This window comes from Bariatricus sp. HCP28S3_F11, assembly GCF_052065395.1.
Taxonomy (GTDB): domain Bacteria; phylum Bacillota; class Clostridia; order Lachnospirales; family Lachnospiraceae; genus Allocoprococcus.
On the sequence record NZ_JBQHUC010000007.1, the window covers coordinates 1 to 13,702 of the forward strand.

The window sequence follows — 13,702 nt, forward strand, 5'->3', positions numbered from 1 at the left end:
TGTCCTTGACGATGGGGACACCTGCACCTGTCCGCAGACGATTTCTTTCTCGGTCTGCTGTAAGTGGTTCCGCTGGGCGGTCTTGCCGCTGGACGGGACGCTGGAAGCGGAAATTGTCCGGGATAAGGACTTGAAACGCTGTGCGGTCTGCGGTGGCGTGTTCGTCCCCAAATCCAACCGGGCAAAATACTGCCCCGGCTGTGCCGCCAGAGTTCACAGGCGGCAGAAAACAGAAAGTGAACGGAAAAGGAGGTCTGCTGTGGACAGTTAGGAGCGAAAAAAGCCTTGATTTATCAGGCTTTGCAAGCCCCAAACCGGGGCAGGTGGTATAAAGTATCGCCCGCCCCGGAAAACGGGCTTCTAACCGTCCACAAAACGAACTATGACAAATACCATCTATATCCATCAGCCGGAAAAGGCGTTCAGCTTCACCCGGCTCCCGAATTTCCTCTTTGAAGCCCCCACATTCAAGCCCCTGTCTAACGAGGCAAAGGTTCTGTACGCCTTTATCCTGCGCCGGACAGAGTTATCCCGCAAGAATGGGTGGGCGGATGACTGCGGACGGATTTTCCTGTATTACCCTATCTGTGAAGTGGTCACACTGCTCCATTGTGGGCGGCAGAAAGCGGTGAATACCCTGCGGGAACTGCAATACGCCGGACTGGTGGAGATCCAGAAGCAGGGCTGTGGAAAACCCAACCGCATTTTCCCAAAATCCTATGAAGCGGTTCCAAACACCGACTTCAAGAAATCCGGTTCTGGTACGCCGGAGGACTGAAAACCGTACCCATGAAGTACGGAAATCACTCCTGAGACGTACGAAAACCGGACGGTATATAGAAATACGAAATACAAAGATAAAAAGATTGATTTATATTCTATCCATTCCAATCCTATCCGAGCTATTTTCTGCGGGATTTTCCCTGTGGAAAACCCCGGATAGGAAAGGAATGGGGAAAGGAGCAGAATGGCAAAACACGCAATTTTACGGTTTGAGAAGCACAAGGGCAACCCGGCAAGGCCGCTGGAAGCCCATCACGAAAGACAGAAAGAACAGTATGCCAGCAATCCCGACATTGACACAAGCCGGAGCAAATACAACTTCCATATCGTCAAGCCGGAGGGACGCTATTACCACTTCATTCAGAGCCGGATTGAGCAGGCCGGGTGCCGAACCCGCAAGGACAGCACACGGTTTGTCGATACGCTGATAACCGCCAGCCCGGAGTTTTTTAAGGGGAAATCCCCAAAGGAGATACAGGCGTTCTTCCAAAGGGCGTCGGACTTCCTCATTGGCCGGGTAGGACGGGAAAATATCGTGTCGGCGGTGGTACACATGGACGAGAAAACGCCCCACCTGCATTTGACCTTTGTTCCGCTGACAAAGGACAACCGCCTGTGCGCTAAAGAGATTATTGGCAACCGGGCAAACCTGACGAAGTGGCAGGACGATTTTCACGCCTATATGGTGGTGAAATATCCCGACTTGGAGCGTGGGGAGAGTGCCAGCAAGACAGGCCGGAAGCATATCCCCACCCGGCTTTTCAAACAGGCGGTTTCCCTCTCCAAACAGGCCGGAGCCATTGAAGCCGCCCTTGACGGCATTAACCCGCTGAACGCCGGAAAGAAAAAAGAGGAAGCCCTCTCCATGCTAAAAAAGTGGTTCCCGCAGATGGAGAACTTCTCCGGGCAGTTGAAAAAGTACAAGGTCACAATCAATGACCTGTTGGCGGAGAATGAGAAGTTGGAAGCAAGGGCAAAGGCCAGCGAAAAAGGAAAGATGAAAGATACGATGGAACGGGCAAAGCTGAAAAGCGAACTGGACAATTTACAGCGGCTGGTTGACCGTATCCCGCCGGATATACTGGCGGAACTGAAACGTCAGCAGCGGCACACGGTAAAGGAAAGGTGATAGATATAAGCAGAAATTTTCGCCGCCTTTGTGCGGCATTGTACCTTGAAAACTGAATATGGAGGACACTGGATGGCAAAAAGCGAAAGCGATATTTTTACACCCCGGACAGGGCAGGTCATACAAGCAGAGAACGGCACGCAGTATTTTGTATGTGGGAACAACCGTATAAAAATCTCCGAACACTTCGCCGCAGGCGGGAAGCCCCTCGGTGATCTGATTGTAGATGTGGTGCGGCATACCGCAGAAAAAGCCGCTTCAACCTGATAGCCCATCATTGATAACACGCCCACGCTTATGATATAATTGCCATAGAGCAAAAGTATTGTAAGCGTGGGTTGTTTCTTTAGAAGGAGGATTTTTAACGGTGAAACAACCTTACAATACTACGATTTACAACACGGCGCTTTATATGAGATTGAGCCGGGACGATGAACTGCAAGGAGAAAGCGGGAGTATTCAGACACAACGCATGATGCTCCGGCAATATGCCGCCGAGCATAGCCTGAATGTCATAGATGAATATATCGACGATGGATGGTCTGGAACGAACTTTGACAGGCCGGATTTTCAGAGAATGATTGATGACATTGAGGACGGGAAAATCAACTGCGTTGTTACGAAGGATTTATCCCGCTTAGGCAGAAACTACATTCTGACCGGCCAATACACGGAAATCTACTTTCCCAGCAAAGGAGTCCGCTATATCGCTGTCAATGACAATGTGGACACCATCAACGGAGAGAATGAGCTTGCCCCATTCCTCAACATTCTGAATGAAATGCACGCCCGCCAGACCAGCAAAAAGGTAAAGGCGGCCATGCGGACACGGTTCGCAAATGGCGCACACTATGGAGCCTATGCTCCGCTTGGCTATGTCAAAGACCCAGATAAGAAAGGCCATCTTCTGATTGACCCGGAAACAAGGTGGATTATCGAAAAGATTTTTGACCTTGCCGTTCATGGCCGGGGAGCCGCCAGCATTACACGGATTTTGGTCGAAGAAAAAGTACCTACTCCCGGCTGGCTGAATTTCCAGAGATACGGCACTTTCGCAAATATCTATGCCGGAGCGCCGGAGGAAAAAGCCTATGCGTGGACGATAGCGCAGGTGAAAAGTATTCTGAAAGAGGAAACCTATATCGGACACAGCGTCCACAATAAGCAGACCAATATTTCATTCAAAAACAAGAAGAAAGTACGCAAGCCAAAAGAGGAATGGTATCGTGTGGAGAACACCCACGAAGCGATTATTTCCGAAGATGTGTTCCGTCAAGTACAGGAGCAGATTTGCAACAGGCGCAGACGGCAGAAGAACGGCACAACGCAGATATTTTCCGGGCTGGTAAAATGTGCGGACTGCGGTTGGTCGCTGGCCTATGGTGTGAACAGTCAGAACAAAAATCCCTATGCCCACTACCATTGTAGCAAGTACGGGCAAGGATTGCACCAGTGTTCCATGCACTATATCCGTTATGATGTGCTTTACGCCTATGTCCTTTCCCGTCTGCAATACTGGTCTGTGCTGGCACAGCAGGACGGGGACAAACTTCTGAAACGGCTACTTAACGCCAGCGACAAGGAACGCAATACTGCAAGGAAGCGGCAGACAGCCGAACTGAAAAAGGCGGAAAAGCGCAAAGCAGAAGTAGACACCCTGTTTGCAAAAATGTATGAGGACTGGTCTGCCGGACGCATTACAGAATACAATTTCAATATGCTGTCCGAAAAGTATCAGGGCGAACAGCGAGAATTGGACGCAAAAATTGAACGGCTTCACGAAGCGATGGAGGCCGCCGCCCAGACAGCGGTTGACGCTGAAAAGTGGATAGGTCTGATGAAACAGTATGTCAATCCCACAGAATTGACGGCTGAACTTCTGAATACGCTGATTGAAAAAATCCTTATCCATGAAGCGGTCAAAAGTGAGGACGGAAGCCGGGAACAGGAGGTAGAAATCTTCTACCGCTTTATCGGCAAAATCGAATGACACATCTTGAGATACCCAACAATATCTTTAACTAAGGGAAACGGGAAGAGCGTATCCGGATATTGATAATTTGGTAGTGCTCAGTGAGATATATAAGGTTTCTATCGATGAATTGTTAAAGGATAAGAGTGCTGATGAGCAAGATGAAGTAAACACTGAGATAGAAGTTGAGCCGGAAGAAAGGAATAACAGACTTGCAGTATTGATGGTTGCAATTTCCGGCACTTTGTTTCCGGGTGGAGGATTAGTGATCATGTTGGCAGTTTTACTTTATTGTGGAATCAAAAGGATAGAACTGCCAAAGGTTTATAAAGTTATTATAGCAGTATGTTTCGTAATAAATCTTATAAATGTTGGAGTGTTGATAAAGTCTTTTGGATCTGTTTTTGCAGAGTGGCTATAACAAATAGGTACTAAATTGTTGGAAAAGGTGAACTCTAGTGGTGCATTTAGTAGTGTAAACGAATAATTTCTCCCTGGAAATTACTCATTACTTTGCTGCGATTTTATTTGTGCTATTATAAGTGTATAATATTTGCGCAAATAAACAGCCAGAATAGTGAGAAATTTGGAGACAGTGGACCATAAATTTATACCTTAGGAGGATTTATGAAAGTGAATAGCATTAGTAATAATAAAAAGTTAACATTGCTAGAATTTTTGTGCTTGATTATATTAACTTTATACGTCCTGGAACAATATGTCTTACCGGATCTATTACAGATTAATCCGGATTTTTATGTGATTTTTAATTGGTGGTTGTGGTTAGTGGATAAGACTGTAGGGAATGTTTGCAGATACTTAGCTGTTATTTTTTCTTTCCAGCTATTAAGAACAATCATTCCGGAAAAGCATATGACAAAAGATGAAAATCCAAAAGTCTAATGCTTGAATCTGTTAAAGAAATATGCTAATATTGTAGCATCTAATTTTAAAAGGAGCTACAGTAAGATGAGTCAGGAAAAAGTAGATTGTTATAAAAAAGAAAAAGCAAATAGAAAACAGATTATGAGGAAACAGAAGATTATGCACATCGTGCGCAGTGCCATCGTGGGAGTGATCGCAGTGGCGCTGGTTGGATGGCTTGGTTATTCTGCGTACGGCTTGTATGAGCAGAATCAGCCGAGAGATATGGCAGAAGTGGATTACACTGCTGTAGATGGGTATCTTCAGTCCCTCAATTTATCCGAATAATGAAAATAAAAAGTGTATAGTAAAGAGTCTGCCGGAGAGCAGGCTCTTTTTTAGTTCCGGGGATATGCCGGAAGTGTCAGCGCTCATTTTATTTGCTCCATTTCAATGAGTGAATTAATATAAAAACAGAAAAAAGTGGGAAAATTTCCCACAATGATATGAAAACGAAAAAATCCCCCACGATTCCCCACCACTTGATGCTAAATGGAGGGTGAAGAGGAATCGGAAGGGGATTTTTCTGCTTTTTGTGCAATTTGGGGAGAAAAAAGGAAAAATTACAGAAAAGTCTGGGAGAGCATAAAAAAATGAAAAAGGGGGTTGAAAAGGGAGATAAAGTGGTTTACAATGGTTTCAAGTGGTAGAAAGTGGTGAATAGTGGAGCGAAGTGGTGTAAAAGTGGCAGACCACTTTGAAAGAAGGTGATCCTTGATGTTGACTGGAGAGTTTAATCACAGTATTGACGCGAAAGGCAGGCTCATCATTCCGTCAAAATTGCGAGAAAGTCTGGGAGAACATTTCGTAATTACCAAGGGAATGGATGGCTGCTTATTTCTCTATCCGGAAAACGAATGGGAAGCCTTTGAAGACAAGCTAAGAACCTTACCACTCACGAACAAAAAGGCCAGAGACTTTAAACGTTTCTTTCTCGGAAGCGCCGTGGAAGGAGAACTTGATAAACAAGGGAGAGTTTTGATTTCTTCTTCGCTTCGTGCATATGCCAGTCTGGACAAAGAAGTTGTGCTTGCCGGTGTGCTGGACAAGGTGGAGATCTGGAGCAAGGATGCGTGGGAAGCTCGTACTGCTGATGTTGAGGAAAATATCGAAGATATTGCAAGTGACATGGAAGATTTGGGACTGAGCATTTAACCGGATCACAAAAGCGAAACGGATTGCAATGATTCGTTTCAATAGGAGGACACTATGGCATTTGAACACAAATCAGTATTACTGGAGGAGACAATCGAGGGCCTTGCCATCAAGCCGGACGGTATTTACGTCGATGGGACGCTTGGTGGAGGCGGACATGCTTATGAAGTATGTCGGCGTTTAAGTAACAAGGGGAGTTTTATAGGAATAGACCAGGACGCTGCTGCAATCGAGGCGGCAAGCGAACGATTACTCAGTTTCGGGGAGAGAGTTACAATAATCCGGAGCAATTATTGTGATATGAAACTGAGGCTCCATGAAATCGGCATTGACAAAGTAGATGGGATCGTACTTGATCTGGGCGTGTCATCTTATCAGCTGGATACGGCAGACCGAGGATTCTCCTATCGGGCAGATGCACCTTTGGATATGAGAATGGACACCAGACAGAGTGTAACGGCAAAGGACATCGTCAATGGCTACAGTGAGATGGACCTTTTTCGCATTATACGTGACTACGGAGAAGATAAGTTCGCGAAAAATATCGCGAAACATATCGTGGCCGAACGTGAGAAAGGTCCAATCGAAACGACTGGACAGCTTGCCGAGATCATCAAACAGTCTATACCGATGAAGGTTCAGAAGACATCAGGACATCCGGCAAAGAGAACATTCCAGGCAATTCGGATTGAATGCAACAGGGAACTGGAGGTGCTTCGGGATTCGCTGGATGATATGATTGATATATTGAATCCGGGCGGAAGGATCTGTATCATTACGTTCCATTCGCTGGAAGACAGAATTGTAAAAGGTATTTTTAAGAAAAATGAAAATCCCTGTACTTGTCCAAGTACATTTCCGGTGTGCGTGTGTGGTAAAGTATCCAAGGGACGTGTTGTTACGAAGAAGCCGGTTCTTCCGAGTGAAGAAGAGATGGAAGAAAACAGCCGCTCAAAAAGCGCAAAGCTTCGTATTTTTGAAAGAAGATAGAATACAAGGGATATATTTAATTTGAAAGGGTGGTGCCTTATGGCAGCAAGGCGGAATAATTATGTAGAGACAGCAAGACGCCCACAGGCACATAGTGGAATGTACATATATGGAAATACGGTTCGGCAAAATGAGGTGATGCCGCGAAGACGGGAACGAGTGGTTGAAGAGCCACGCCGTAAGAAGAGAGTCAGCCGTCAGGTGAGACAGAACCGGAAGAAAGCACTGCATATGAGTCCGGCATACGTAGCATTTCTTGCTTTTGCAGCAGTAATCGCACTGGTGGCATGTGTATGGTATCTTCAGATGCGTACAGAGCTTACGAATCGATCTGAACATATTTCAGAACTGCAGCAGGAGCTTGCCGATATACGGGAGGAAAATACGACAAGATACAATTCCATCACAGATTCTGTGAATTTGGAAGAAGTTAGAGAGAAAGCAATCAATGAACTGGGAATGGTCTATGCAAATTCTGATCAGGTTGTTACCTATCAGAATCCGGTAAGTGATTATATGAAGCAGTATCAGGATATCCCGAAAAGCGGAGTGCTGGCTCAGTCTGAACAGATGAAAAAATAGAACAGAAATGCAAGGTGAATCAAATGTCAAAAAGAAAGAAAAGAAAAGTTCCTGCTTTGAGGCAAAAATTCACGAAAGGGATGCAGAAAAAGCTGGTAATACTCTTTATGTTGATATTACTGGCTTTTGTTATTCTCATCGGAAGAATTACTTACATCAATGCCTCGGAAGGAGAAAATTATACGAAGATCGTACTGGATCAACAGCAGTACACAAGCAGAACGATCCCGTTTAAACGTGGTGATATCGTGGACGGCAACGGCACAAAGCTTGCGACCAGTGAACGTGTGTATAATGTGATTCTGGATGCCAAAGTACTTTTGAGTAATGAAAAAAAAGCAGAGACATATAAGCAGGCGACGACGGAAGCTCTTCAGACGTATTTCGGAATTGAAGCGGAAACGGTTCTCAATATTCTGGAGGAAGACCCGACCAGTCGCTATACTATTCTGAAAAAGGGAATAGACTATGATACTGCAAAAGCTTATGAAAAAGCTGTGGAAGGGAATACGGATATTCAGGGTATCTGGCTGGAGGAAGACTACGTCAGAAAATATCCTTATGATACGCTTGCATGCGATGTAATCGGATTCAGTGTAGATGGAAATGTGGGAGCTGCCGGCCTTGAGGCATATTATAACAGTACGCTGAATGGAACGGATGGACGAAAATACGGGTATCAAAACACGGAGGCGTCCACAACGCAGACGGTGAAAGAACCGGTCAATGGCAGTACGATCGTAACAACGCTGGATGCAAATCTTCAGTCAATCGTAGAGAAACATCTGTCTGCATTTTATGAAGAGCATAGAAATGAAGCAACACAGGGAGGCGGATTTAAAAACGGGGCGGTAATTATGATGAACCCGAATACAGGTGAGATTCTTGCCATGTCTTCGCTGCCGATTTTTGATCTGAACAATCCAAGAGATTTGTCAAATTATTATTCAGAAGAGCAGATTGCGGCAATGTCCAGTGAAGAGAAGCTGGATATTCTGAATGGACTCTGGAGAAATTTCTGTGTGTCCGATACTTATGAACCGGGGTCTACGATCAAACCATTTACCGTGGCAACAGGTCTGGAAATCGGAAAGCTGACCGGGGATGAGACCTATTACTGCGGAGGCTACCTTCATGTGGGTGATCATGATATCAAATGTATTTCTTATGATGAAGGAGGACATGGGTATCAGAATCTGACACAGGTTATGGAGAATTCCTGCAATGTGGCTTTGATGGAAATCGGCCTTGATATCGGAACAGAAGAGTTCAGCAAATATCAACACATATTTGGATTTGGTGAGTATAGTGGGATTGATCTCCCGGGAGATGCGGCGACTTCGGCACTTTTGTATCAGCCCGACAATATGGGAAGCACAGATCTTGCAACGAACTCCTTCGGGCAGAACTTCAATGTGACTATGGTGCAGTTGATCTCAGGTTTCTGTTCCCTGATAAATGGGGGGAATTATTATGAACCGCATGTGGTTAAGGCGATTCGTGATGAAAATGGGAATGTCACAGAAACGATTGAACCGGTTCTGGAGAAAAGAACGATATCGAAGAAGACGTCTGAGATGTTGAAAAGCTATATGCACAGTGTTGTTGAAAACGGCAGTGGAAAATATGCGAAAGTGGAAGGCTATGATGTGGGAGGAAAAACAGGTACCGCAGAGAAACTCCCTCGTGGTGAGAATAAGAACGTAGATTCCTTTATCGGTTATGCACCACAGGATAACCCGGAAATCGTCGTTTATGTTGTGATCGATGAACCGAATGTGCCGAATCAGGCAAGATGCAGTAATCAGATTTCACAGCTTGCCGCGGATATTATGAAGGAAGCGTTTCCGTATCTGAATATTACAAAGGCTTCAGCTGAATAAATGAAGGGTATAACCCCGGGCAAAGAATAATATGTTATAGAAATGGAAGATAACATATTTGAAGGTCCGGGGTTTTTATGCGCAACAAAACATATAATAAAAAGAAAATGCTTGTCGTATTTCTGGCAGCGGCGGTGATGATACTGGGGCTGCTGGGAAGGCTTGTCTATCTGATGATCTTCGATGCAGAGTATTATCAGGAAAAGGCAAAAGCGCTGCATGAGCGTGAACGGGAAATTAAGGCTGCAAGAGGAGAAATTGTGGATAGAAACGGAGTTGTACTCGCTACGAACAGAACGGTGTGCACGATTTCAGTTATTCACAGCCAGATCAAGGAACCAGAGAGAGTCATTGAAGTACTTTCAAAAGAACTGGGGATTTCGTCCGGTGAAATACGTAAAAAAGCAGAGAAGATTTCCTCAAGAGAAAAGATAAAGACGAATGTTGATAAAGAGACAGGGGACAGAATCCGGGAATATGATCTTGACGGAGTGAAAATAGATGAAGATTTTAAACGGTATTATCCATATGACAGTCTCGCATCGAAAGTGATTGGGTTCACCGGAGGGGATAATCAGGGAATCATAGGACTGGAAGTGAAATATGAAAAATGGCTGAAAGGGACGAACGGGACGATTCTTACAACGACGGATGCAAGGGGAATCGAACTGGAAGGAATTGCGGAGGACCGGATAGAACCGGTAGCCGGAGAGACACTTCAAATCAGTCTGGATTATAATATTCAGATGTATGCACAGCAGGCTGCGTTGAAAGTCATGGAGGAGAAAGAGGCCGATGCAGTAGTTATCCTTGTGATGAATCCCCAAAATGGTGAAATCTATGCCTGCGTTAATATTCCGGAATTTAATCTGAATGATCCATTTACTTTGAATATGGAAGAGGATACTTCGGAACTGGATGATGAAGTCAAACAGGAACGCTTGAATCAGATGTGGAGAAATCGATGCATCAATGATACATATGAACCGGGATCCGTATTTAAAGTGTTCACGGCTTCTGCGGCATTGGAGGAGGGAGTGGTAAGCCTTACGGATCAGTTCTATTGTCCGGGATATAAAATTGTGGAAGACAGAAAGATCCGCTGTGCAAGAACGACCGGCCATGGTGCGGAAACGTTTGTGCAGGGAGTGCAGAACTCCTGTAATCCGGTTTTTATTGAAGTTGGATTGCGGCTGGGAGTAGATAATTTTTACAAGTATTTTGAAAAATTCGGTCTGTTGGAAAAAACAGGAGTGGATCTTCCGGGGGAGGCTGATACGATTATGCACAAGAAAGAAAATGTCGGTCAGGTGGAACTGGCTACGATGTCCTTTGGACAGTCTTTTCAGGTAACACCGATCCAGATGGCTGCGACGATCAGTTCCCTTATCAATGGCGGGGAAAGGATCACCCCGCATTTTGGAATGGCAACTTATCGGGCGGATGGGGAGAAAACGGAGACATTTGATTATGGGGAAGGCAAAAGAATTCTGTCGCAGGAGGTTTCTGAGACAATGCAGGCTGTACTGGAAACGGTTGTGTCAGAAGGTGGAGGAAAGAATGCCTATATTGAAGGGTATCGAATCGGCGGGAAAACGGCAACCAGTCAGACGCTGCCAAGGAGCGCGAGAAAATATATTGCTTCTTTTGTTGGCTTCGCGCCGGCAGATGATCCGGAAGTGCTGGCGATGGCAGTAATCTACAATCCACAGGGTGTCTATTATGGAGGGACGATCGCTGCCCCGGTTGTGAGGGACATTTTCGATAATGTACTTCCATATCTGGGAATAGAAAAACAGTCATAGGAAAATGAGAAGGACGAAAGGTAAAAGGTCGGAAGTGTCCACTTTACAAATGGAAACAGATACATTATACTAAATGCGTAGAAAAAAACGAAAGAAATAAGAGGTGCGTTATGGATTATAAGATGGTAATTCCAGTGCTGATAGCATTTGGACTGAGTGTATTGACCGGACCTATTGTGATACCGATTCTCAGAAGGCTGAAGATGGGGCAGACAGAGCGTGAGGAAGGAGTGAAGTCTCATCTTAAGAAAGCAGGAACTCCGACAATGGGAGGCGTGATCATCCTGTTCGCGATTACGATGACATCCCTGATCTATGTCAGGGAATATCCAAAAGTGATCCCGGTCCTTTTTGTGACACTGGGGTTTGGAATGATTGGATTCCTGGATGATTATCTGAAGGTTGTACTAAAGCGTTCCGATGGCCTCATGCCGATGCAGAAAATGGCACTCCAGATTGTGGTGACTGCGATTTTTGCATTTTACATTGTTAAGGTTGCAAAGGTCCCGCTTACGATGCTGGTTCCTTTTACCGGCGGGAAATACTACTGGGATATCGGATGGCTTGCAATTCCGGTTCTGTTTTTTGCTGTTATCGGTACGGTGAACGGAGTGAATTTTACGGATGGTCTGGATGGCCTTGCATCTAGTGTGACGGTGCTTGTGGCTACATTTTTCACAGTCGTCGCGATGGGAAATAAGAGTGGAATCGAGCCGATTACCTGTGCGGTTGTCGGAGCGCTTCTTGGATTTCTACTGTTCAATGTATATCCGGCAAGTGTTTTCATGGGAGACACCGGTTCGCTGGCGCTGGGAGGTTTTGTGGCTTCGGCAGCCTATATGCTTCAGATGCCGCTGTTTATCATAATTGTCGGACTTATTTATCTGATCGAGGTGCTTTCTGTTATGATACAGGTTGCATATTTTAAGAAAACGGGTGGGAAGAGATTTTTTAAGATGACTCCGATCCATCATCATTTTGAACTTTGCGGATGGAGTGAAACGAGAGTTGTCGCAGTATTTTCAATTGTTACGGCTATTTTATGCCTGATTGCCCTTCTGGCGCTTTAAGCGAAGAAGAAGAAAGGTAGGAGGAAGAAAGATGGATTTACAAGGGAAGAAAGTGCTTGTTTTTGGTGCAGGCATCAGTGGTACCGGCTCTTGCAGGCTGCTGGCAGATAAAGGGGCAGAAGTGATTCTTTATGATGGAAATGAGAAACTGGATGCGGCTGCTGTTGCAAATCAGACCGGTGCAAGGGTAATTCTCGGAACATTTCCCGAGGAGGAACTTGCGAGGCTTGATCTGGTGGTAATGAGTCCGGGAGTTCCGACGGATCTTCCAATCGTACTTCGGATGAAAGAAGAAGGAATTCCTGTCTGGGGAGAGATCGAACTCGCGTATGTGTGTGGAAAAGGTGAGATTCTCGGAATTACGGGAACCAATGGAAAGACGACGACGACCTCCCTCCTTGGCGAGATTATGAAGAATGCGTTTGAAAGTGTGTTTGTTGTCGGGAATATTGGCAATCCTTATACGACGGTTGCGAACGAAACGAGGGAGGATTCAGTGATCGTCGCGGAGCTGTCCAGTTTCCAGCTGGAGAGTATCCTTACATTCAGGCCGAAAGTCAGTGCGGTTCTGAACATCACGCCGGATCATCTGAACAGACACCACACGATGGAAGCTTATATTCAGGCGAAACAGGATATAGCGAAGAATCAGACCTCCGAGGATACCTGTATACTGAATTATGAAGATGAAGTTACACGTGGTATGGCGGATAAGATCGATGCTTCGGTTCTATTTTTCAGTAGTGCGCATAAATTGGAACAGGGGATTTATCTGGATGATGGTGCGATCATTTACAAACCGGATAAAGATAAGGAAGGTATTTTGATCTGCCGTACGGAGGAACTGCAGATTCTGGGCGTACACAATTATGAGAATGTAATGGCAGCTGTTGCAATGGCGGCTGTCTATGGAGTGGATCTGGATGTGATCCGCGATACAGTAAAGTCATTTAAAGGAGTAGAACACCGGATCGAGTTTGTGGCTGAGAAAGGCGGAGTTGTCTATTATAATGATTCAAAAGGAACCAATCCGGATGCGGCAATCAAGGGAATTCAGGCAATGAACCGGCCTACGGTCCTGATTGGAGGAGGTTACGATAAACAGTCTGACTTTCATGAATGGATCCGCAGCTTTGACGGAAAAGTACGTTATCTGGTTTTGATCGGCGCAACGAAGGAGCAGATACAGAGGGAAGCGGCAGAATGCGGATTTCATGACTGCATTCTGAGAGATACTTTTGAGGAGGCAATGGACACTTGTGTGGAACTTGCTAATCCCGGAGATGCAGTTCTGCTTTCTCCGGCATGTGCGAGCTGGGGAATGTTTCCGAATTATGAAGTACGCGGAGATGAATTTAAGAAATATGTGCTTGCATTATAAAAAGTGAGGAAGTGAGCCGGATTGGCGG

The 13,702-nt window shown here is 45.4% G+C and carries 15 protein-coding genes; all 15 read left to right on the plus strand.

From position 1 onward, the window contains the following. Positions 1–271, plus strand: a 271-nt coding sequence (locus ACTNBR_RS04995) for a cysteine-rich VLP protein (RefSeq protein ID WP_441042676.1), incomplete at its 5' end; no start/stop codon positions are given. Between the two features lie 111 nt (positions 272–382). Continuing rightward, entirely contained in the window at positions 383–778 is a 396-nt protein-coding gene (locus ACTNBR_RS05000; RefSeq protein ID WP_002578726.1) for a replication initiator protein A, read from the plus strand. A gap of 189 nt (positions 779–967) precedes the next feature. After that, positions 968–1,912, plus strand: a complete 945-nt coding sequence (gene mobV / locus ACTNBR_RS05005) for a MobV family relaxase (protein ID WP_441042677.1) — start codon at positions 968–970, stop codon at positions 1,910–1,912. A 72-nt stretch (positions 1,913–1,984) separates the two neighbouring features. Further along, the gene (locus ACTNBR_RS05010; protein WP_002334813.1) at positions 1,985–2,179 is read left to right on the plus strand and encodes a hypothetical protein; all 195 of its coding nucleotides are present in this window, start codon (positions 1,985–1,987) and stop codon (positions 2,177–2,179) included. A gap of 145 nt (positions 2,180–2,324) precedes the next feature. Beyond that, on the plus strand, positions 2,325–3,902 hold the full coding sequence (locus ACTNBR_RS05015) for a DUF4368 domain-containing protein (RefSeq protein ID WP_441042679.1): 1,578 nt from the start codon (positions 2,325–2,327) through the stop codon (positions 3,900–3,902). A gap of 70 nt (positions 3,903–3,972) precedes the next feature. Next, positions 3,973–4,305, plus strand: coding sequence for a hypothetical protein (locus ACTNBR_RS05020; RefSeq protein WP_441016960.1), 333 nt, complete (start codon positions 3,973–3,975; stop codon positions 4,303–4,305). A gap of 206 nt (positions 4,306–4,511) precedes the next feature. Beyond that, entirely contained in the window at positions 4,512–4,787 is a 276-nt protein-coding gene (locus ACTNBR_RS05025) for a hypothetical protein (protein ID WP_427819081.1), read from the plus strand. Between the two features lie 66 nt (positions 4,788–4,853). Beyond that, positions 4,854–5,096, plus strand: coding sequence for a hypothetical protein (locus tag ACTNBR_RS05030; RefSeq protein WP_427805470.1), 243 nt, complete (start codon positions 4,854–4,856; stop codon positions 5,094–5,096). Positions 5,097–5,525: 429 nt separating this feature from the next. Beyond that, positions 5,526–5,963: a division/cell wall cluster transcriptional repressor MraZ gene (mraZ, locus tag ACTNBR_RS05035; protein ID WP_427805471.1), complete on the plus strand. Its 438-nt coding sequence runs from the start codon at positions 5,526–5,528 to the stop codon at positions 5,961–5,963. A gap of 54 nt (positions 5,964–6,017) precedes the next feature. After that, the gene (gene rsmH, locus ACTNBR_RS05040) at positions 6,018–6,953 is read left to right on the plus strand and encodes a 16S rRNA (cytosine(1402)-N(4))-methyltransferase RsmH (RefSeq protein ID WP_427819080.1); all 936 of its coding nucleotides are present in this window, start codon (positions 6,018–6,020) and stop codon (positions 6,951–6,953) included. A gap of 39 nt (positions 6,954–6,992) precedes the next feature. Next, positions 6,993–7,535 (plus strand): hypothetical protein, encoded by a 543-nt coding sequence (locus ACTNBR_RS05045; protein WP_427819079.1) that lies wholly within the window; start codon positions 6,993–6,995, stop codon positions 7,533–7,535. Between the two features lie 23 nt (positions 7,536–7,558). Next, on the plus strand, positions 7,559–9,418 hold the full coding sequence (locus ACTNBR_RS05050; protein ID WP_441016957.1) for a peptidoglycan D,D-transpeptidase FtsI family protein: 1,860 nt from the start codon (positions 7,559–7,561) through the stop codon (positions 9,416–9,418). A gap of 77 nt (positions 9,419–9,495) precedes the next feature. Further along, the gene (locus ACTNBR_RS05055) at positions 9,496–11,223 is read left to right on the plus strand and encodes a peptidoglycan D,D-transpeptidase FtsI family protein (RefSeq protein ID WP_427805475.1); all 1,728 of its coding nucleotides are present in this window, start codon (positions 9,496–9,498) and stop codon (positions 11,221–11,223) included. A gap of 110 nt (positions 11,224–11,333) precedes the next feature. Then, the gene (gene mraY, locus ACTNBR_RS05060) at positions 11,334–12,293 is read left to right on the plus strand and encodes a phospho-N-acetylmuramoyl-pentapeptide-transferase (RefSeq protein WP_441016954.1); all 960 of its coding nucleotides are present in this window, start codon (positions 11,334–11,336) and stop codon (positions 12,291–12,293) included. A gap of 31 nt (positions 12,294–12,324) precedes the next feature. Continuing rightward, positions 12,325–13,674: a UDP-N-acetylmuramoyl-L-alanine--D-glutamate ligase gene (gene murD, locus ACTNBR_RS05065; protein ID WP_427805477.1), complete on the plus strand. Its 1,350-nt coding sequence runs from the start codon at positions 12,325–12,327 to the stop codon at positions 13,672–13,674. The last annotated feature ends 28 nt before the right edge of the window (positions 13,675–13,702 follow it).